Source organism: Dysgonomonas mossii (genome assembly GCF_004569505.1).
Taxonomy (GTDB): domain Bacteria; phylum Bacteroidota; class Bacteroidia; order Bacteroidales; family Dysgonomonadaceae; genus Dysgonomonas.
Genome location: NZ_SPPK01000001.1, coordinates 1,175,244 through 1,195,984 on the forward strand (window position 1 = coordinate 1,175,244; position 20,741 = coordinate 1,195,984).

Here is a 20,741-nt window from a genome sequence, read left to right on the forward strand (position 1 = left end):
TTATCTTTTCAGTAAGAAAAGTGACATTAAAAAAACTATATAAAAGTGTCACTTTTGTCACCTTTTGTCTGTAATTTACTGTTTGTCAGCTTGATGAAAAAGTGACATTAGTTACCTTATTTATATAAAAGGAAGATACATAGTTGTTTTGCCATATCGGGTAATTGCTTTGCCCATTGTTTTACTGAGAGAGTTCTGATATACTCATTTTCACAAGTTATATTCATCGCAATACAAAGCTTTGTGGAAGGCGTACAATGCTTGATAATATCTTCAACCAGCTTCTGATTACGGTAAGGAGTTTCTATAAATATCTGTGTCTGGTGCTCGTGATGTATTAGATTTTCAAGCTGTTTTATCTTCCTGATACGTTCTGCTCCATCGATAGGCAAATAACCGTGAAATGCAAATCCTTGTCCGTTAAATCCGGATGCCATAAGCGAAAGAAGAATAGACGATGGTCCTACTAACGGGACTACTTTATAATTCTTCTTCTGGGCAATAGCTACGATGTCGCTTCCCGGGTCGGCTATAGCCGGACAGCCCGCTTCGGATATAATACCCACATGAAATCCGTTTATCATAGGGTTGAGGTAATTCTCGATGTCCTCGGGCTTGGTATGCTTATTCAGCTCGTAGAAGGTAAGTTCATCTATATTGATGTTGCTCTCTACCTTTTTCAAGAAACGACGGGCAGAGCGGATATTCTCCACAATAAAGTATTTTATTTGTAAGATGATCTCTTTGTTGTATGTAGGCAATACCTGTTCGATAGAAGTTTCTCCTAGTGTTACGGGTATGAGATATAACGATGCTTGCATAGCACTTTAGTCTTTTAGTTTATATAAATAATAGGTTTTGAATTTATCTTCAATATATGTGTCTACTATCTTATAATTCTCATTCAAAGCCGGTAAGTTGAAGAAATAGTCGAAGTTGAGAGAGAATTGGGATAATATGACGAATTGGACTTCTTTGTTTTCTATGTACTTCGTCTGCTCATCCCTCATTTCGGGATAGATAGAATGAGGTAGATTTGGTGAAATAAAGTATTTGACATTCGGTACAATATTCGCTTTTGTAAATACACCACTACCGAGGTCTAAACCAAGATTGAGCAGTGTAGGTTTGCTTTCTTTCATTACAATGTTACTAAAAAGAAAGGTCGGATTGTTAGGTTCTTCCTTTCTTAATAGTTCCGCTTTGGATAATGAAAAAAAGTTCTTTTCTCTTATTCCTATTCCAATAGCTAATACAAAGAAGAGGATATAAAAATACCATTTGGGTTGTAGTTTTACGAATTTTCGAATGATATCTACTATTGCAATCCCCCCTAACAGGCTGAAAATGTAATAAGGAATAGTATAATAGTACATAAAGAGAAATGTCATAGATATGATAATATGTACAGCAAAGAAAGACAATATGATCGAGGCTTTGTATAGTGTATTACGAATATATTTTATAGGAAAGTAAAAAGAGCCTGTATAGATAAAGAAATAAGTGAGCGGTTCAAATCTTATACGTTGATAAAAGCGTACAGCAATTAATTCTACCATCTCATTCGCATTAAATCTGGCATATTTGCTATTCAATACGATATATGTATTCCAAGCATCAGAAAGAGCATTATTGTAAATAAAATAAAAGATTATGGGCAAGAATAATATTAGTAGTCCTGCAATATAGGCAAGAATATTCTGAAATAAGTTTTTATAATTTTTACCTATGATAAGATTAATAAATATAGCTGCCAATGGAAAGAACCAAAAAACAACTAAATTGATTTTTATCAGTATGGTTGCAGCACACATAATACCATGAATAAACATGATTAGAGGTTTATGTGTTTTGCTATTGTCTTTAAAATGTGATAAAAAGAAGAAGAGACTAATAGTTGCAAATACAAGTATCATTTCTTCTGCCGAACCTCCTTCCAATATATGTGGCAAGGTGAATAAAGGATAGATAAGAGCTACGATGAATGCATAAATTTTATCTATATATAGCTTGGCTGTAAAATATCCGGCACATATCATAAAAGCCCACATCAGCGCTTCAATGATATACATTCCCAAAAAGGTTGTGCTAGAAATAAGATACGCTATTCCATAAATGAAAAATATTAGCGGTCCCTTATGATCAAATAATTCAGAGTAAATAATTTTTCCATTAAAAATTCCTTTTCCAATTGTAAAATATAGATTTATATCATCCCATTCATTAAAAGGGTATAACGGTGACATTTTAGAACAAAAAAACAGTAAAAGGAAGGAGTAAACGAAAAGTATAATTAGTGTTTTTTTCTCTGAAATTATTTCTTTTCTTATCATTAATTTGAATTATTACTTTGAATCGAAAGTAAAAGTAAAGAATATTATTCAAAAGAATAAATAATTGTATTTATAATAGTTTTGCAAATTAATATAACTTTGTAGTAAATATATGATAATGGATTTATCTTCTGACTTTATTACCCGTACAAAAGCTCTTTTAGGGGAAGAATGGGATGCTTTTGTACAAGCACTAAACAGTGAATCTCCTACGAGTATCAGAATAAATAATCATAAGACCGAGAAACCCTTACTCGATAGAGTTCTGTGGTCTCAATCAGGATATTACCTACCTCAAAGGCCTTCATTTACTTTCGATCCGTTGTTTCATGCCGGATGTTATTATGTACAAGAGGCCTCTTCGATGTTTATAGAACAAGCTTTCAGACAATATGTTGCAGAGGATGATGTGCGTATCCTTGATCTTTGCGCTGCTCCCGGAGGTAAATCGACTCTGATAGCTGATATAATGGGAGAGGGCAGTCTTTTAGTTTCTAATGAGGTAATCCGCACCAGAGCGAATATATTGGCTGAGAATATAACAAAGTGGGGTAATCCTAATACGGTAGTGACTAACAACGATCCGCAACAGATAGGAAAATTACAAGGCTTCTTTGATTTTATCCTGGTAGATGCTCCGTGCTCAGGGGAGGGTATGTTTCGAAAAGATGAGGGTGCAACATTAGAATGGTCGATAGACAATGTCAAGCTCTGTAAAGAACGTCAGCAACGTATTTTGGCGGATATATGGCCTGCTCTCAAAACTAACGGATTGTTACTATACAGTACATGTACATACAATGTGGATGAAAACGAAGACAATGTACAATGGATTTGTGAAGAGCTGGGAGCAGAGGTTTTACCAATCGACATTACAGAAGAGTGGGAGGTAAGCCCCTCTTTAAGAGATGGTTTTCCTGCTTACCGATTCTTTCCTCATAAGATTAAAGGAGAAGGATTCTTCTGTGCTTTACTTAGAAAGACTTCTGACGAAGGTTCTTTAAAGAGGAGGAAGGATAAAGAGAAAATATCAAAAAGTATTATTCCATTTGATTGTAAAGACTATGTAAAAGATAATGAGTCGTTTACATTCTATTCTCAAAAGGATAGATGGTTTTCTTTTCCTTCACACCTGTATAATGAATTAACTCTGATAAAGTCGTATCTGAATGTTATTTCAGAAGGAATTTGCTTAGGAGAGGTTAAAGGAAAGGATTTTATCCCGGATCAGTCTCTAGCATTAAGCACATGTTTCAATGTTGCGAATTTCACTACTTATGATGTGGACTGGAAAACCGCTATAGCTTATCTACGCAAAGAGACACTATTATTACAAGATCAGCCAAAAGGCTATATTTTAATTACCTACAGGAACAAGCCATTGGGGTTTGTAAAGAATATAGGTAATCGTGCTAATAACCTTTATCCACAAGAATGGCGAATACGTTCAGCAAATATTCCTGAGGCTGAGGTGAATGTTATCTAATCAGTTTTTATAAAACCTAGGGTACGACCAATCTTTGCAAATACACGGAATCCGTTGTATATCCATGTTTTAGACTTCATTATGTCGGTTATAAATCCATTCTGATCGAGATAATATAATCTTTTGAGTTTTTCTGTCAGTGAGGGACTAAGAAGCTCATTGCATACTTGCAGCTTCTCTTTGTATATAACTTCTCCTCCTACTTGGGTACTGAATCCTTCCATATTGTAAACAACAATGAATGTATCTACATATTTTACAGGGAGATGGTCTAGTGCAATTCCTTGAAAGAACAACTTCCAGTCGGACATAACTTTAAGATCTTCGCTGTATAGCCCATATTGTTCGAAGTTCGATCTGTGTATAAAGAAGGCCTGATGACATAAGAAACCGGCAAACAAGTCATAGATAGCAAAACACCAATCACGACCTTTGTACGATTTATCTGCCTCTAACTTTCCTCCAACTTCCATATAAAAATTTCCGCAGATAAAAGGTTCGTGGGGATCATCATTGAATATATCATGAAGGACATTCTCATTGTATAATGCATCGCCAGAATTGAGAAAATATAGATATTCGCCTTTAGCCTGTCGGATACCCTTATTCATAGCATTGTAAATACCACTATCTTTTTCACTTACCCAGTAGCTGATCTTGCTTTTATATTGATCTATTATATCGATACTGCCATCTGTAGACTGACCGTCAATAATGATAAATTCAAAGTTGGAGAAAGACTGTGAAATAACACTCTTTACGGTTTTTTCAAGACCCGCTTTATCATTCAAATTGACAGTTATAATTGATAGTTTCATATTTTACTTTCGCCTCGATTTTATTAAGAAAGGATTTAAGAATACAAGCTTCTGATAAAGTGATAAGACTGTGGCCGCTTTACGCAGGCTATAGCCCTTAGCGTAATATATTTGTATTTTGTACATCCTTTTTATCCGCTCAATGATTGTTCTCTTATAGCTACCGTTTGTATATGTATTAAACTCATGCAATAAATAAACCATCCAGGCTGTTTGATTTAGAGGCTTTAGAGTAGAAGATATTCCTCCGAGATGTTGCCTATAGACCGCCATATAATCAGGGAGAAATTTTATCTTACCCGATAGTGACACAATCAGTTGAAGAGCGTAATCTCCATTTTTTACAGTATAATACCATTCAGGTGTTTTATGTGCATCTTTACGAAAAATGATAGAGGCAGTAAGTAACCCCCAATCTTTTTGAATAATGTCTGTTGTAGTCAATACATCCCGCTCCATCTCTATATTTTCATCCAAATGTCCGCACATCAGAGTATGTACCTTATGAGAGCACATAGCAAAGTCGGGATTAGCCTCCATAAAATCAACTTGCTTCTGAAGTTTATAAGGGTCAGTCCAAAAATCATCGCCATCACACAGCGCTATATATTTTCCACGCCCGCTATTAATATTATTTATCCAGTTGAGCATCATCCCCTGATTGGTTTCAGGTAATCTTAATCGTATAATGTCGGGATACTTCTTCTGATATTCTATACAAATAGCACGGGTATTGTCTGTACTGCAATCCTCACCGATTACCAATTCGAATTGGAAATTGGTTTTCTGCATTACAACTCCTTCTATAGCTTCCGCTATAAACTTTTCATGATTATAAGTAATCATGGAGACGGATACGATTATGTTGTGCTCTTTGTTTATCATTGAATAATGGTGTTCAAACTCTTAAAAGGTGACAAAAGTAACAGGTTTATTATTCTTTTTGATTGTTATTTTATCTTTCCCCAATAAAAATATTTTATAAAGATAATTTTTGTGTAAGAATATACGATCTAATTAATAGAGAAATAATTATAGATAAATATTTAGCTTCCAACCTATATTGTCTTTGTCTAAGAAACTTTCATAATACAAACCTATTGAAAAGTTATGTATATTTTCTGCGTATAATCGAAATCTTTTTGATAATGATATCTTATAGTCAAACTGTTTGTTATATATAAAATATTCAGAAGCAATGGTTATTTGAGCTTGAGAGAATGATTTGTCGGCATAAATAGCCCCTCCAACTTTCTTTTTTCGTCCTATTAGGTAATTAGCACCTAATCCCAAGCTTATATCTTTTATATTATAACGATAAAGTAGAGAGTGATTTTGCCATTTTATTTTGTTATCTATATATTTTAGTTTTCGTATTCTGTATCCGTATGAGAGATAATCATTTGAGCTTCTCTTCTTTTTTAGAAATAGATTATGATAGCCTATGATTGTCTGAATATCATATGATCCTTTGCTATCGAACTGATGAGTCAATGATAACCCTAGATTTGTCTTTATGTTGCTTATCCCTCCAAAATAGATTTTGGCTTCATAGCCTAACGGTAATCTAGTAGAACCTGAGTATCCAAAAGAATATAAGTCGTATAAATAACACATAACCAACATTCCTTCTGTCTTATAATATCCTGTTGCTGAAAATTTAGATTCAAACTTTCTTTTATTTTCTTCTAATTCTAAAATTCCAGATATCTTATTTATGAAATCACTAACTATGATAGCTTCTTTTAATGATCTATTAGTTTCAGGATTCCAATACTTCTTAAAGTGATATTCATCCTTATTTGTATATTCTATACAATAAGTTATGCCATCATAACCTTGTTCCCATCCCTCAATCTCTCTATCTGTTTTTAATTCTAAGATTTTTGAATTGTTTATAATATTGTATATATTAGCTATTTTAGTTTGGTTTATCTCTTCCTTTAAATATATAGTATCACTGTCTTTATTGGAATTCTTTTTCGTTTTAAATCTATAATTAGTCAATGTCCCTCCCATAAGCCCTTGATCCATCCATATGTCAATAATCTGACCATAATTTTTGAATCTAAAATAAAAATCATGTTTGGAGCTGAGGAGATCGGGTAAATCAAGTTTTTTATAAATTTTTTCATTCGTTTTTAAATACAAGGTATCGTCACATATCTTCTTAATATTTTGAGCATTAAGATTCCAGAATAATGAACTGAAAATAATCAAAGATAAACAACGGGTCATAATTATAGGATATGCTGTTTTATGTTGTTAATATTTATTTGTATCACAAATCAGCTATTTATCACATTTATTATTCTTTCCATATCCTCTTCATCATATCGATGATCGCAAGGTAGAGGCAGCAGGTAGTTGACTATCTTATATTCGGGAGAGCCTTTCTCTACAAGTCCTAGTGTTTCCTTCCAATATGTAGATACATATATTTTGTTATCAATCAGTTTCTTTCTTAAATCACGATCTTCTGAATAGAACATATAACTCAGCGGGCACGTATCTGAGGGAAAGTTATCATATTCAAACTTATTATCTTTCCCCAAGACAGAATGTAAATAGTTAAAGTTTTTTATCTGTCTTTCTTTCATATTTTCGTAGTCTATGTTAGATAGCAATGCAGAAGCAAGATTCGACATACGCTTTATTGGTTGACCAACGAGGCTTGCGCAGTAGTCAAGATAATCCTGATAGGCTGCACTGGCATTACCGTATTCGATCCGTTTCATCAAATGTGTCATATGTGGAATAGAGAAGTCTTGCTCAAGCTCTTCATTCAGAAAAGTATCTGTATATAGATAAGCTCCGTCGGGGAGTCCAAAAAATTTGCGTGGAGAATATATTGTGTCGATACCTTCGTAAGGTTTCGAAAAGAAAGCATGCGTATTATCAACTATCAATTGTTTTCCAAATTTTTTGACAAGCTGCAAAACGGTGCAACACTTTATGCCATAAGTGTCGGAGTAAAAAAACACTTCATCTTCTTTTAATTCTTTATAGAAAATAGGATTGAGGCGGAAATCTACAGAATAGAATTCGGATTCTATGCCTAGTTTCTTTATCGGTTCCCAGATAACTTCAGAGTTCAAGTAAGGAATATATATCTTTTTATATTTCTTTGCTCTTAGTATATATTCAAGACAGTTGCGAGCAGTATTTAGCTCTAGTGCTCCCTTATGATAATGTTCTCCTTTGCGAAGTTGAAGTTCGAAGTATCCTCCTATCTCTTTCATGTCTTTAATATTTTCTATGAAGTATTACCTTTGATTAATAAGATTTTCGCTTTTTTGTAACGTTAAATCAATTTATACTCATTTAGCATATCTTGTGTTTCTGCCAAACTGTTGAACATCATAACGTCTATAATCGATAGCCAAGGGATGAAATCATTATTGAATTGTTTATAAGCAACAAGATTGGATGATAAGAAGCGGAGGCTTACTCCCTTTTTCTCGAAGTCCTTTGGATGGTACAGTTCTTGTCCGCCAATTGCATTATAATAATCTTTTGCTCCTAGAGTCTTACATATAGCTATTACCCTATCTTGTCCCGCAAGAGTTTGATCTATATCAATTGTTGATGAAATAATAATTTCAGTATGAATATTCAGATATTTACAAACCTCTTTGATTGAATTATAAATATATAAGAAAAGATTTTTCTCTTCGTAGTTGATAATATCCTCCACAATTGGTATCACCTGCTCAAAATAAGGAGCCTTGCGATATGATTCTCTTATCTGATTTATTAATTTTTTCTTATCGAAAGAATCGGCTACAGAGCGATCTTTTATATCCAGATAATCGGAATCTTTTTCTACCGATATTGAGATTAGCGTATCCTTGTTGTTTTGTAGGATGCGATTACGGTTGATCCATCCTTTTTTCGTATATTTTGCATTATCGTATATTACATACTTATCTACGGCATTCAGTAGCTGAAAATAGCCAATGTATGGCATAAAATAAGGCTGCATTATTCCTAAAATCATTTTACCCAAGGTTTATTTTTAATTAGCTCGCATATTTTTCCTACTTCTTCAAACTCCAAATCTGCATACATCGGTAAGCATACAATTTCTTTAGACACTTGTGCTGCAACGGGCAGGTTGCTAACACTGGCAGAAGGCAGTCCTCTATATGTCGGGAAATCACTTATAAGAGGATAGAAATAACGGCGTCCGAATATATCATACTCCTGCAATTTGAAGTACAGATCATCACGATTCATGCCATAATCGGCAGTATTTACTCGTATTGGGTAATAAGGGTAAGTATGCTCTACTCCTTCGCCAACAGTCATATAAGTGATTCCTTTTACATCTTTCAGCAGGTTGTCGTATAATTTAGCTAGCTCCAGACGTTTAGCGATATAATTATCTACATGTTTCAATTGCAGTGAGCCATAAGCTGCTTGCAATTCATTCATCTTGGCATTTATACCCGGCTCAATAACAGTTGTTTCGTTCCTGAATCCGAAGTTTTTTAATAAATCGATACGCTGTTTCGTCTTTTCATCCTGACAAACAATCGCACCTCCTTCTATTGTATTGTAAACCTTTGTTGCATGGAAACTGAGAATAGATAAATCACCCCAATTCATCACCGATTGTCGATCCTTTTTAACAGCAAAAGCATGTGCAGCATCATATATTACACGTAGCCCGTAGGTGTCTGCTATGCGTTGTATTTCTTCTACGTTGCACGGATTGCCATAGACATGCACCGGCATGATGGCGGTTGTCTTTGGCGTAATGGCCGCTTCTATCTTTTCCGGATCTATATTATAGTTCTTACTATCTATGTCTACAAATACAGGCTTGATGTTGTTCCACCACAATGAGTGTGTTGTTGCAACAAAGCTGAATGGAGTGGTTATAACCTCACCTGTAATGCGTAAGGCTTGTAATGCTGTTATTAATGCCAGTGTCCCATTGGCAAATACAGAGATATGCTTAACGCCAAGATAGTCTGCCAGTTCTTTTTCAAACTGTTCATGAAACGGACCATTGTTTGTCAACCATTTATTATCCCATATTTTTTGCAGATAGGGAATAAATTCATCCAAAGGTGGAATCGCCGGTTGGGTAACCATTATTTTTTTGTTCATAATCTTTTACCTAATAAGTTTATTGTATAAGTTTCTAATCCATAAAGGAGTAAAGCTCTTTATTCTGCCTCTGAAAGATTTATCTCCGTAAAGTAAAATTTCGAGTCTCCGTTTATGTTTTGTGAAGGTTTCTGTATAGTTATAGTTCAAATACTTGTCGTATTTATTTATCAGCTCGATAACCTTTGCACACTGGTCTTTTTCGTCCATCCGCGACCATTGTCCGTTATCATGTATCCTATATGCCGAAGTTACGTCTTTGAGATATAGCAAGGGTGCAAATTGTCCCATATACATCCCTAGCATCCAATCGGCTATTTCCATATCAAACAGTTTTGGGTCTAATTGCTGTATATATTTTCCTCTGAATACGCAACAAGACAGATTACCTATGCGGTTTCCCAATGCCAACTGATCGGTAGTGATCAGTTCATAGTCTGTATCAAGATTCCAGTCAAATATTTCTTCTCTATGTTGATCTTCAAACAAGCGTATGTGCCTGTTGTAACTCATAGAGGTGTTTGGTATCCTCTCCAGATGGTTGATATGATTCTCCAGGTGGGATGCCTTTACCCAATAGTCGTCACCTTCCATGATGGCAACATAGTCTCCTGTACATGTTGCAAAAGCCTGTTGGTAATTGCGTATATATCCTACATTTTGTTCTTTATGTAAATAATGAAAAACAAATTTTGTTTTCGATTCATACTCCTCTATAATCTCTACAGTATTGTCGGTAGAGCAATCGTCGGCAACAATAATCTCAACATTGTGAGATGTTTCCTGCATCAAAATACTCTCCAATGCCGGACGTATATAATTGCTGTGATTGTATGTGATGAGTATGATATTTATCTTCATATTTTGTAAAACTCTGTTCTTACATTCGAATATTTTCCAATGGTCTTTTCTCTGTAAAAATACAGTTATGAAAAGAGCTTTCTTAATACTTTTTGTACAAAACGGAATGGTTTGTATATCATTCTACCCAATTTGTATTCTGGGGTATGATAATGCCAGTAAAGTTCTTTATTGTATGTTTCTGCTTTAATCCGATCTCTAACAGGATTCAAATACTCAAGAAACAAAGGTATATGATTCTTAAACATTTGTAAAAGCATTGCATCATTTTTATCTGTTTCACGGAATATACGCATCGATCGTGAAACTTCTTTTATCCTATAATAATAGTGAAAGTCATTAAGTTTTATAACCCTATCATTCGGTGTGATCAACGAAAGGTAAAAATCCCAGTCCTCTATACCGTCAAACATATTCGGATTGTAACCTCCAGCTTCAAGAAAGTCAGATTTTCGGAATATGGCTGAATTGTAGATTTGATTTTCCGTAAGCATTTTTTCAAATACAAAATCAGGATTTATCCTTTTTTCATTTACATCGCCAAATAATATTGTATCACTATATATTAGTTTTATCTCAGGGTCTTTTGTAAATGCCTTTATTGCCTCGCTAAAATAATGAGGGCCTAACTTATCGTCTCCATCCAAAGGAACGATGTATTCTCCAATAGCTTGATCAACTCCATAGTTTCTGGTATCACAAACCCCGCTATTTTCTTTCCTAAAATATTTGAGCCGTTTGTCTTTTTCTATCCATAGTTTTGCAACTTCTTCTGTATTGTCAGGTGAACCATCATTAACCATAATACACTCCCAATGAGGATAATCCTGATCGAGAAGTGATTGTAGCGCCTCAGGCATATATTTAGCCTGATTATAGCACGGCATGATAACGGATATGATAGGGTTCATAATATAAAGTTTATAGTTTAAGCCATTTTAGTAAACCGAGCTTCTTTAAGTACCTTACACTTATTGATGTTTTTAATTTATATAGCTCTTGTCTTTTATCCATCCAGTCTTTATATAAGGTATTATAGATAGGATAAGAGTGGGCTATATGGTCGTTGCGTTCATCTATAAGCAATTGCTTGTTTGAAGCATTCGAACTGATTCCATCAATATAGAAAGTAGAAAAACAACCATCAATATGTCTGTATGTAGAACTTAGCAGGCATATCGCATCCATAAAGAAAGCCCAGTCTGATGTTATCTTTTTTTCTTCCGAATAATATCCATATTTTACCAAAAGTTCTTTTTTTATAAAAGAAGCTGTGTGTGGTAGCGTGTCTTCTGCAAAATATTTAAAATCAGGATTGCTGGGATATTGTTTTATATAGCTTGTCTTTGATAAACTATCAGCAATTTCCATATCAAAATAGACTATGCCTTCCCCTGTAATTTGAGATATAATCGATTGCAAATCACAATCCTCTTTTATTACATCTCCACTGTTTACGAATAATATATATTGCCCTGTTGCTTGCCTGATCCCTTTATTCATAGCATTATATATGCCAGAGTCAGGTTCGCTGATCCAAAAGTTTATTTTGCTTTCATATTTTTTTATAACACCCACACTACCATCTGTAGAGTTTCCATCAATAACAATATATTCAATATCATACAGATCATTAGAGATAACGCTATTAATCGTTTTCTCTAACCCTGCGGCATTGTTATAGTTAATTGTTACAATAGATACTTTCATCTTGTTATAAGTCTCAATATTAATCTTTTGAGTTCGTAATAAGCAACCATCGGGCTTTCCTTTATAAACATTGATAAAATAGCTTTGTTTACAGAATTCGAGTATGAAAACTTTAATTTATATGATTGCCATTTGTAATACCAATTCTTGCTATATTCTTTATCTAACTTCAAATGTAGCCTTTTTGCTATAATTTCGGAAACTTTATAACCCTCTAATATTCCCAGTCCTCTGTCTTCGGATTTGTTTGATACATTTACCGAATGTGTTCTAAAATAATTTAGATACTCTTTTACTTCAGACACCGTAACTTCTCCCTCACCGCAAAAGCTGCCCCATAATAACCAGTCACCACAGTATTTGAAATTTATAATATTATTCCACAGATTTGCGGCGATAGCATCTTTCTTAAAAATCACCATACTGGCATTACAAATAGGATTACTATATAACAAATAGTTCTCTGTGAACAGATTGATATTCATTGATAAATCGGGTAGGATAGTGGGTTGCTCCATTACTGTATTGTCCCCTTTGTCAACTATTGTCGTAAGAGCAAAGCAGAGTACTGAATTATATTTAGAAATAGAATCCATCGTTTTTTCAAGAAACGTAAGCTCTGCATAATCGTCACTTTCAGCAATCCAGATATATTCTCCTTGGGCTAACTCAATCCCTTTCTTCCACTGTTTGAATGTAGAACCGGAATTAGTCTCATTATATACAATGTGCGATATATGAGAATTACTTCTATATTCTTCAATTACATCTTTACTATTGTCTGGTGAACAATCATCCAAGATTATCAGCTCAAAGTCCTGGTATGTCTGATTTAGTATTGATTCAATACGTTGTCTCAGATATGGAGCATGATTATAATTGGGAAGAATAACTGATACCATTTTTAGCTGTTTTTAATATCTATTTTCCAGGAGTTGGAATCGCTTGCCGTTTTGAAATAATATATCTCTTCATCTGTTAGATTCTGGTCGTCAATATACCACCCCTTATGTTGTGCTGTATAATCTCCGGCTATTCTTATTGCCGAATAAAAATTCAACAAATTATATTGATATTGTGGTGGATATAAAGCAAACGTTGTATCCAGTTCATTCAAATACAAATTTTCTCCAACTAGATTCTCCCAATGCTTTTTTTCCCATTCTAGAACTTTTTCCTTATGTTGGTAATAATCGGGGATATCGTCAATTTTCAGAGCAAAGCCAACTTTGGTAATATGTTTATTATTATCCAGTATCCTTATCATTTTATGCAAATATTCTACCGGTAGATTTGCGTTTGGGATAATATCCGAATCTGTTACAATATGATATCCTTTAGAGTATTTCTTATATAAATCTTGATTTTCCCAAAAAACCATGTGACCATAGTTTTTGTGCATATATTCTATCTTAATATCCTTTTCGATCTCTTTATAGTATTCTAAAAGAGGTGGATATGTTGAATTGTTATCAACTATAACAATGTTTTTATGTCTTCTTTCCTGTAAAAACTTTACAAGGATTTTTAAATCGGCGAGACGGTTATAATTAATTATAATTATAGAAATAATCAGAGGATCATTTTTTTGTTGACGGACCGTCTTATTGAAAAGATAGATCAAAGAATTCTTTCGACGATTGTAGATATACTCTTTCCAAAAAGAATATGAAAACAAACTCAAAAAAGCAACCCTTTTCATAAATAAAAATAAATTAATTCTATTATTTTATCAATCCAAACTTATGTTTGATATTTCGTAAAAAATCATTTAGTTTACTGTATTTCTTTACTTTTTCATATTTATTTTTGAGCATTTCATATTCATATCTAGTAACAAAATTTTCTAAGAAGAAATCTTCGATATTTATACCTCTTCTTTTTGCTGCACTAAGTATTGTAAACCATTTCCAGTAGTATGCTTTATCTGAATTAGATAAAGTTGATATTCCAGAGTTATGAACTCTATAATAATAAAGAAACTTGTCTAGGAAGAATGTTTTCCCTGTTTCGTACAATTTATAATATAAATCTTGATCTACAGCTCTAATTAAATATGAATCTATTCCATCTGTCTTGTCATAAAAGCTCTTTTTGAAAGAAGCAAATGCAGTAAACTCTCCATACATATTGAAAAACATTTTTTCTCCAAAAGGTACATTTTTTGCTGCCGAATATTCCCCTAGTATTTCTAGTTTTTCATCACAAAAATAAAGTTTGGAATGTACTAGAGAACAATCTGGATTTTGCTCATGAGCTGCAATCATTTCAGCCAAAGCGTCTTTAGATAGAATGTCATCCGGGTCTAAAAAACCACAGATTACACCAGAAGCTTCATCAACACATCTTCTTTTGGTATATCCACATCCTTTGTTTTCTGCATTACGAAAAACTTTTATTTTCTCATTCTTTTGATAGCTCTCATAAGCATCGGATGACGAATCTGTCGAAAAATCGTCTACAATAATTATTTCCCAATTATTATATGTCTGATCGAATATACTCTGGATAGCATCCTCGATATATATTCCATTATTATAATTGGCTATAAGAACAGAGAATAATGGATTATTCATTTTATCAAAATATATTCAATTTTATATCTATATTATTTTCTATAAAAATATCATCAACATTAAATTGATAGTCTTTTTATTTTGCATATTCAGAGATAATAGAGTTTAAATTATCTATATGAATTTTCATACTGAAATTTTCATAAATATTCATTCTTCCCTTTTCTCCCATCTCTTTTGCTTTAAGTTCATTTTCTAATATATATATCATGTTTTGAGCCATGCCGTCAACATCATGTTCATCTACAAGTAAGCCTGTTTCCCCATCTATTATCACGTCAGGGATTCCTGCATGTTTTGTTGATATTACAGGAAGAGCCGCAGCAGAGGCTTCAATAATAGCAACTGGGGTTCCTTCCATATCGCCATCGATTGCTGTTACGGAGTGTTGCACAAAAGCTCGAACTTTCTCATAATAGCTTATCAATTCGTGATGTTTGGCTTGCCCTATAAATATAATGTTTTCTTCGATCTTTAGATATTTTGAAAGATTGATACATGTATTTAGTAGTACTCCATCTCCAGCCATATATAGCTTAGCCCTCGGAAACTTCTCTAACACCTTTTTAAAGGCCAGTATTGTAAGATATGGTGCTTTTTTGTCAACAAAGCGTCCAATAGAAAGAAATGCTTCTGACTTATATGAGGGGGTAACGGAGAAGAAATTATCTTCAGGACCATAGGTGATATACTTTAGCTTCTCAGCAGGGCATCCTATTTTAATTAAATCCTGTTCCATTATTTTAGAGACAGCTATGACAACTGAGGCATATTTAAACATTTCTTTATAAGCATCCCTGTATTCCTCTAAAACTCTTGCCATCGAAGCATCATATCCATGGAAATGAACGATAAGTGGTAATCCCATTTTTTTGCAGATGTCCATGATTGCATATCCTGTAGGACCATATTCTGCATAAACAATATTAATTTTTTCCTTTTTGAAGCTTTTTTCTAATGCTTTATATTCTGGTGATGGAATATTCTTTATCTGAAATACATTTGCCTTAATATAATCAGCTAATCTTTCTTTGGATGATATCCACAAATGGCCACTCCCTTCTAGATGTGTCGGGAAGTGCCCACCATAATAAAACTTCACATTTCCTTCGAAATTTTTTTTATGGTTTTGAATGAATGTTTCTGAATATGCATTCAAGTTAGGAGAAATTAGAGCTATATTTTTCATAAAAGTTTATTTTGTAGCTGTGGCAAATAAATTAGGGATCATCAGTCCTTCGTAGAAATTCGTAGGTACAGTATCTTTTTTAATTAAAAATTTTATGATTGGTTTTAGAATCTTCGACAGGATTTTTTGTTTTTGACTAGAAATACCACTTCTTTTGACCCATAATCCTAACATTTGTGCCATACTTGCATGCCATCCTCCACTAGATTTAACTTCAATATTTCTGAATCCGACATCTTCTAAGAGCCGATGTAAAGCAAACGGAGTGTATCTATATTCATCATGTGGTGTTTCATGTAGTGGCCATAAGAAGGGAACAGTCAGCAGAATATATCCATCTTTTTTCAATACCCTGTACATTTCTTTCAATACTAGCTCAGGCGTAGGGCAGTGTTCTAACACTTCTGTAGCTAAAAGTGTATCATAACTCTCATCCTTAAATGGCATTTCTTTGCCATCCCATGTATAGTCAGGTTTTATTATAGTGTCGTATTCCATAGCAGTCTCTATATCAAGGCCTATATATGTATTCACTTCACTATTTTCTAATATATACTTCTTATATGGCATTTTACCACATCCTACATCCAATAAGGTACCCTTTAATGATGGTAAAGTATTTTTAACTACATTAAAAATATAGCTACGCATTAAATATCTATCCAAATTATCTGAGGTAAAAGGAATATTAATAAAATTATCGTATGGTTTCTTATTTGCCATTATCTATTTTTTTTACATCCCATATAGAATCTTCTACATAAGTCGCATTTCTTGGGCCCCAATAATAATCACGAATTTCTCCAAAAACTTTAACCTCAAAAGGAGTAATATTTTCTATGGTTTCATATTTTTCTCGAGATATCCTATCTGAAAAATGGACGATCAAACTATATGTCCCCGGGTATAGATGTACGAATGGAATAGAAGATTTTAACCTATATATTCCTTCTTCATCACAAAAAGGGTTTTCTTCATATAAGTTCAATATATGGGTTATCGGTACCCCTTCACTATTAAGTACTTGGTAGGAGACAGCTGCTGACGGTATTCTGTAGGGAGTATGAACATCAATAATAATATCCATCGGTTTCCCAAATTGTTGAATATTATTATTGTGAGATGTTTTACATTCAACTTTAATAACATTGGGTTTGTTATTATTTATCTTGCGTTGATATATATTCTCTTGAGTTCCACTCATAGATAAATATTTCTGAATAACAACATCTGTTCTGTCATAAGCACAAACCTGTCCATTTTCTAATAAAACACTGTTCTGTGTTAATGTAGAAACGGATTGCATATTATGACTTACAAACAATACTGTACGACCATCACCTTTCGACACATCTTGCATCTTGCCAATCGCTTTTTTCTGAAATTCGGCATCTCCTACAGCCAATACTTCATCCACAACGAGTATTTCGGGTTCCAAATGTGCTGCAATCGCAAAGCCAAGACGAACTGTCATACCCGAAGAGTAACGTTTAACAGGAGTATCTATATATTTCTCTACACCTGCAAAATCTACAATCTCGTCTAGTTTTCTCTTTATTTCAGCTTTAGTCATTCCCATGATTGAGCCATTCATAAAGATATTTTCACGACCGGTCATTTCGGGGTGAAATCCTGTTCCTACCTCCAATAGTGATGCTATCCTACCTTTGGCTCTAATTGTTCCGGTAGAAGGAGATGTTACTCTCGATAATATCTTAAGCAAGGTTGATTTTCCTGCACCGTTTTTACCGATTATGCCTAACACTTCTCCTTGTTTTACATCAAAAGTTATATCTTTAAGTGCCCAGATATATTTGCTGCTAGCCTTTGATGAACGGTCATTTACTTCACCTATTTTCAAATAGGGGTCATCCTTGCCTCTTACAACATGCCACCAGCGGTTTAGATCGTGTGCTATAGTTCCTGTGCCAACTAATCCTAAACGATATTGCTTAGATATATTTTCAAATTTTATTGCGATGTCTAACATATTCAGATTTGTTTATTTCTGTTGTTTTTGATATTTATATAATCTTATCTCGGCACATGTATCGTACCATGCCCAGAAAAAAGATAATAAGAGTCCATACAATCCGTCTTTATACCCTTTCATCTTGAGAAAACAGGAGTGAAAAGCTTTGAATGGACGTTTTATGATACCTTTTTTTGAAGCAATAAATCCCATGAAATTTCTTGATTCAGCTTCCATTTTTAAGTATCTTAAATGTTTTTCCCGCAATTGAGAAAAGCTGATCATCCAATAATGATGATCTATATTTTTCCCATTGTATGCAATCCAAAACGGTTCATAAGGAGGAAGTACCGTTCTGCCCGCATGTACTACGCCTGTCATTTTACATCTGTCTTTGTGAAACAATAGCATACGGGAGTGAATACCTCCCCAGCGTGTTCCTTTCAATGGATGCTTTTTGTAATAATATATACAAGGAACGAGTATTGCTCCAATATTATCAGGGATTCCTTTTTCAAAAAGTGCTATTATATCTTTATATAGCTCAAAGCTAATTCGTTCATCGGGATCTATTATAAGTATCCAATCATTTTTTTCCGATTTGTAATACTCTGCAACAATAGCTTCGCCTAGCGGTACCCTCTTGTGCTCTATGATTTCATTACTATATTGCTTGGCTATTTCTATCGAATTATCATTAGAGCCTTGATCTACATATTTAATATTCTCGCAAAAAGAAATTGACTTCAGACAATCCTCCAAAATATATCCTTCATTGTACCCTGTAACAATGGCGCTGAAAGGAAGCTTTTTGTATGTATTAACATTGTCTACCATATTTGCCAATCTATGTCAATACTTATACATTTAGCAGAATCCATCCTCATTCCTAGATACATACCCGGATTTGAACCAAAAGTCCCTACGAAAAATCTACTGTTGTTTAGCACATCTAATGATGCAAATAGATTTAAATGTGCTTCTTTTATTATAGATTTATTTTCTTTTTTGAATTTAGCATGGTCGTACCCTTGCTCAGACTCTTTACAGAATGTGAATATCGTCCACTCTTTATATTTATTCCTTATTTCAGATATTACTCTAAAATCATCAGTTAATATAAAAGTATTCTTTATATTACTTATATTTTCTGCTCTATTCAGATAACTTGATGTTTCGACTAAATCTTGTTCAATATGTTTATCTCCGCGCCGTATATGAAAACCGATATAATCTTCTGGTAAATTTAGTAATCTTATTTTATTTTTTATCTCCCGAGCAGTTATTTCATTGTATTGCCAAGTTAGGGATATTAATTTTTGGCATGCATCCTTTAATGAACAGTTTACAATTCCCATCTCGGGGATATTATATATGTTTTTTTCGTTTTTTCTGTCCCTGATAAGGATCCATAAGTCTTGAGTTAGGAAATTTATTCCATTAAACACCTTATATGCTTTAATTTTCAGTTTGTCTTTTATTCCTAATCTTTCTTGGATGAAATCGTAGTTTCTAAAGTTATATTTTTTGTGAAAATTATCTTTAACCTCGTCACAAAACGGTAGAAAATAGTCAGTCCACCCGTATTGATACCCGAAATTAGCATCTTCAGAATATAGTATAAATTGGATCTTGTGTGTTAGGCAGTATAACATTGCTAATATCATATTGTTATACTCTGAGAAAAATCCTGCATCATATCCCAGATGAAAAACGAATTTTCTCTTGAAGGATTTGTTTAGAGCATAATATTTTTCTCTCATTTCTGTAGCTTCCATCACACTACATCAATAAAGCTGCGTTCTACTTTGTTAAATACCCATGAACCGAGAATGATAACTATTATTGTAACAACAAAACTATAGCTGAGCCAAAACCAATCAACTGTACCTGCTCCCATAAATCCATATCTTAATGTTTCTACGATAGATGTTAATGGATTCAGCTGTATGAGCCACATATATTCTTCATATTTTTCTTTCATTACTGAGAGTGGATATATTATCGGTGTTGCATACATCCACAATCCGGTTACAAAACCAAATAGGATAGCCATGTCTCTATACTTTGTTGTAACAGACGATATTATGATGCCAAACCCCAGTCCCAGTCCGGCTAGCATTAAAACCAATAATGGAAAAGAGAGAATATATATATTAGGTTTGATGTCTGTGCCGTTGTATACGAAATAAAAGTATACGGCAAGGAATAGCCCTAGCTGGATTATTAATCGTACTAAATTGGAAATAACACTTGATATAGGAACTACTAATCGAGGAAAGTATACTTTGCTGAACACTCCGGCGTTACCGAGGAAGGTTCCTGAGGCTTTTCCCATACAGTCAGAAAAGTATCCCCAACATAATATTCCAGATAGGTAGAACAATGGCTGAGGTAGTCCATCCGTTGGTATTTGGGCTATATTTCCAAATACAAACATATACATTATTGTAGTAAATAGTGGTTGAATGATGAACCATAGAGGGCCGAGTACAGTTTGTTTGTATATAGTTACAACATCGCGGCGAACGTACATTTGTAATAAGTCACGATATTGCCAGACTTCTTTTATATTAAGGGAAAAATTGCTTCCGCGCGGTTTGATCTCTATATCCCAATGTTCTTTTTCAGTTTCCATTTAGATATTATATTGTTTCTATATTTGTTTGTGTGATTTT

21 protein-coding genes are annotated in these 20,741 nt (G+C 33.7%); 1 reads left to right on the top strand and 20 read right to left on the bottom strand.

Going from position 1 to position 20,741, the window contains the following annotated elements; translation table 11 throughout:
* Positions 1–116 precede the first annotated feature (116 nt).
* Positions 117–821 (bottom strand): SAM-dependent methyltransferase, encoded by a 705-nt coding sequence (locus E4T88_RS04980; RefSeq protein WP_135104351.1) that lies wholly within the window; start codon positions 819–821, stop codon positions 117–119.
* Positions 822–827: 6 nt separating this feature from the next.
* Positions 828–2,333 carry a hypothetical protein gene (locus tag E4T88_RS04985; RefSeq protein ID WP_135104352.1) on the bottom strand — a complete coding sequence of 502 codons (1,506 nt, stop codon included), beginning with the start codon at positions 2,331–2,333 and terminating at the stop codon, positions 828–830.
* A gap of 118 nt (positions 2,334–2,451) precedes the next feature.
* On the opposite strand from E4T88_RS04985, the gene E4T88_RS04990 reads away from it, so the two are divergent.
* Complete coding sequence (locus E4T88_RS04990) at positions 2,452–3,819, top strand: methyltransferase RsmF C-terminal domain-like protein (RefSeq protein WP_135104473.1); 1,368 nt, start codon at positions 2,452–2,454, stop codon at positions 3,817–3,819.
* Here E4T88_RS04990 and E4T88_RS04995 read toward each other — a convergent pair.
* The 18 genes from E4T88_RS04995 to E4T88_RS05080 all read right to left on the bottom strand — a co-directional run bounded on the left by E4T88_RS04995 (position 3,816) and on the right by E4T88_RS05080 (position 20,701).
* Positions 3,816–4,637 (bottom strand): glycosyltransferase family 2 protein, encoded by an 822-nt coding sequence (locus E4T88_RS04995; protein WP_135104353.1) that lies wholly within the window; start codon positions 4,635–4,637, stop codon positions 3,816–3,818. The two genes, E4T88_RS04990 and E4T88_RS04995, sit on opposite strands and share 4 nt — an antisense overlap.
* A 3-nt stretch (positions 4,638–4,640) precedes the next feature.
* Positions 4,641–5,522, bottom strand: coding sequence for a glycosyltransferase (locus tag E4T88_RS05000; RefSeq protein WP_228093732.1), 882 nt, complete (start codon positions 5,520–5,522; stop codon positions 4,641–4,643).
* A gap of 147 nt (positions 5,523–5,669) precedes the next feature.
* The gene (locus E4T88_RS05005) at positions 5,670–6,875 is read right to left on the bottom strand and encodes a hypothetical protein (RefSeq protein WP_135104354.1); all 1,206 of its coding nucleotides are present in this window, start codon (positions 6,873–6,875) and stop codon (positions 5,670–5,672) included.
* A 50-nt stretch (positions 6,876–6,925) separates the two neighbouring features.
* Positions 6,926–7,879 carry an aspartate aminotransferase family protein gene (locus E4T88_RS05010; RefSeq protein WP_135104355.1) on the bottom strand — a complete coding sequence of 318 codons (954 nt, stop codon included), beginning with the start codon at positions 7,877–7,879 and terminating at the stop codon, positions 6,926–6,928.
* Positions 7,880–7,941: 62 nt separating this feature from the next.
* Positions 7,942–8,637 (bottom strand): WbqC family protein, encoded by a 696-nt coding sequence (locus E4T88_RS05015; RefSeq protein ID WP_135104356.1) that lies wholly within the window; start codon positions 8,635–8,637, stop codon positions 7,942–7,944.
* Positions 8,634–9,755 carry a DegT/DnrJ/EryC1/StrS family aminotransferase gene (locus tag E4T88_RS05020; protein ID WP_135104357.1) on the bottom strand — a complete coding sequence of 374 codons (1,122 nt, stop codon included), beginning with the start codon at positions 9,753–9,755 and terminating at the stop codon, positions 8,634–8,636. The genes E4T88_RS05015 and E4T88_RS05020 overlap by 4 nt, the downstream gene beginning before the upstream one ends.
* Before the next feature lie 6 nt (positions 9,756–9,761).
* Positions 9,762–10,616 (bottom strand): glycosyltransferase, encoded by an 855-nt coding sequence (locus E4T88_RS05025; RefSeq protein WP_135104358.1) that lies wholly within the window; start codon positions 10,614–10,616, stop codon positions 9,762–9,764.
* A gap of 65 nt (positions 10,617–10,681) precedes the next feature.
* On the bottom strand, positions 10,682–11,527 hold the full coding sequence (locus E4T88_RS05030) for a glycosyltransferase (RefSeq protein ID WP_135104359.1): 846 nt from the start codon (positions 11,525–11,527) through the stop codon (positions 10,682–10,684).
* Between the two features lie 10 nt (positions 11,528–11,537).
* Entirely contained in the window at positions 11,538–12,326 is a 789-nt protein-coding gene (locus E4T88_RS05035; RefSeq protein ID WP_135104360.1) for a glycosyltransferase family 2 protein, read from the bottom strand.
* A complete protein-coding gene (locus tag E4T88_RS05040) occupies positions 12,323–13,228 on the bottom strand; it encodes a glycosyltransferase family 2 protein (RefSeq protein WP_135104361.1) in 906 nt (301 codons plus the stop codon). The genes E4T88_RS05035 and E4T88_RS05040 overlap by 4 nt, the downstream gene beginning before the upstream one ends.
* A 2-nt stretch (positions 13,229–13,230) precedes the next feature.
* Entirely contained in the window at positions 13,231–14,028 is a 798-nt protein-coding gene (locus E4T88_RS05045; protein WP_135104362.1) for a glycosyltransferase, read from the bottom strand.
* A 22-nt stretch (positions 14,029–14,050) separates the two neighbouring features.
* A complete protein-coding gene (locus E4T88_RS05050; protein ID WP_135104363.1) occupies positions 14,051–14,902 on the bottom strand; it encodes a glycosyltransferase in 852 nt (283 codons plus the stop codon).
* Positions 14,903–14,978: 76 nt separating this feature from the next.
* A complete protein-coding gene (locus E4T88_RS05055) occupies positions 14,979–16,091 on the bottom strand; it encodes a glycosyltransferase (protein WP_135104364.1) in 1,113 nt (370 codons plus the stop codon).
* Between the two features lie 6 nt (positions 16,092–16,097).
* On the bottom strand, positions 16,098–16,814 hold the full coding sequence (locus E4T88_RS05060) for a class I SAM-dependent methyltransferase (protein WP_135104365.1): 717 nt from the start codon (positions 16,812–16,814) through the stop codon (positions 16,098–16,100).
* A complete protein-coding gene (locus tag E4T88_RS05065; RefSeq protein ID WP_135104366.1) occupies positions 16,804–18,081 on the bottom strand; it encodes an ABC transporter ATP-binding protein in 1,278 nt (425 codons plus the stop codon). The genes E4T88_RS05060 and E4T88_RS05065 overlap by 11 nt, the downstream gene beginning before the upstream one ends.
* Positions 18,082–18,093: 12 nt before the next feature.
* Entirely contained in the window at positions 18,094–18,900 is an 807-nt protein-coding gene (locus E4T88_RS05070) for a glycosyltransferase (RefSeq protein ID WP_135104367.1), read from the bottom strand.
* Positions 18,894–19,841, bottom strand: a complete 948-nt coding sequence (locus E4T88_RS05075; protein ID WP_135104368.1) for an O-fucosyltransferase family protein — start codon at positions 19,839–19,841, stop codon at positions 18,894–18,896. Before E4T88_RS05075 ends, E4T88_RS05070 begins: the two co-directional genes overlap by 7 nt.
* Positions 19,841–20,701, bottom strand: a complete 861-nt coding sequence (locus tag E4T88_RS05080) for an ABC transporter permease (RefSeq protein ID WP_135104369.1) — start codon at positions 20,699–20,701, stop codon at positions 19,841–19,843. Before E4T88_RS05080 ends, E4T88_RS05075 begins: the two co-directional genes overlap by 1 nt.
* Between the last annotated feature and the right edge of the window lie 40 nt (positions 20,702–20,741).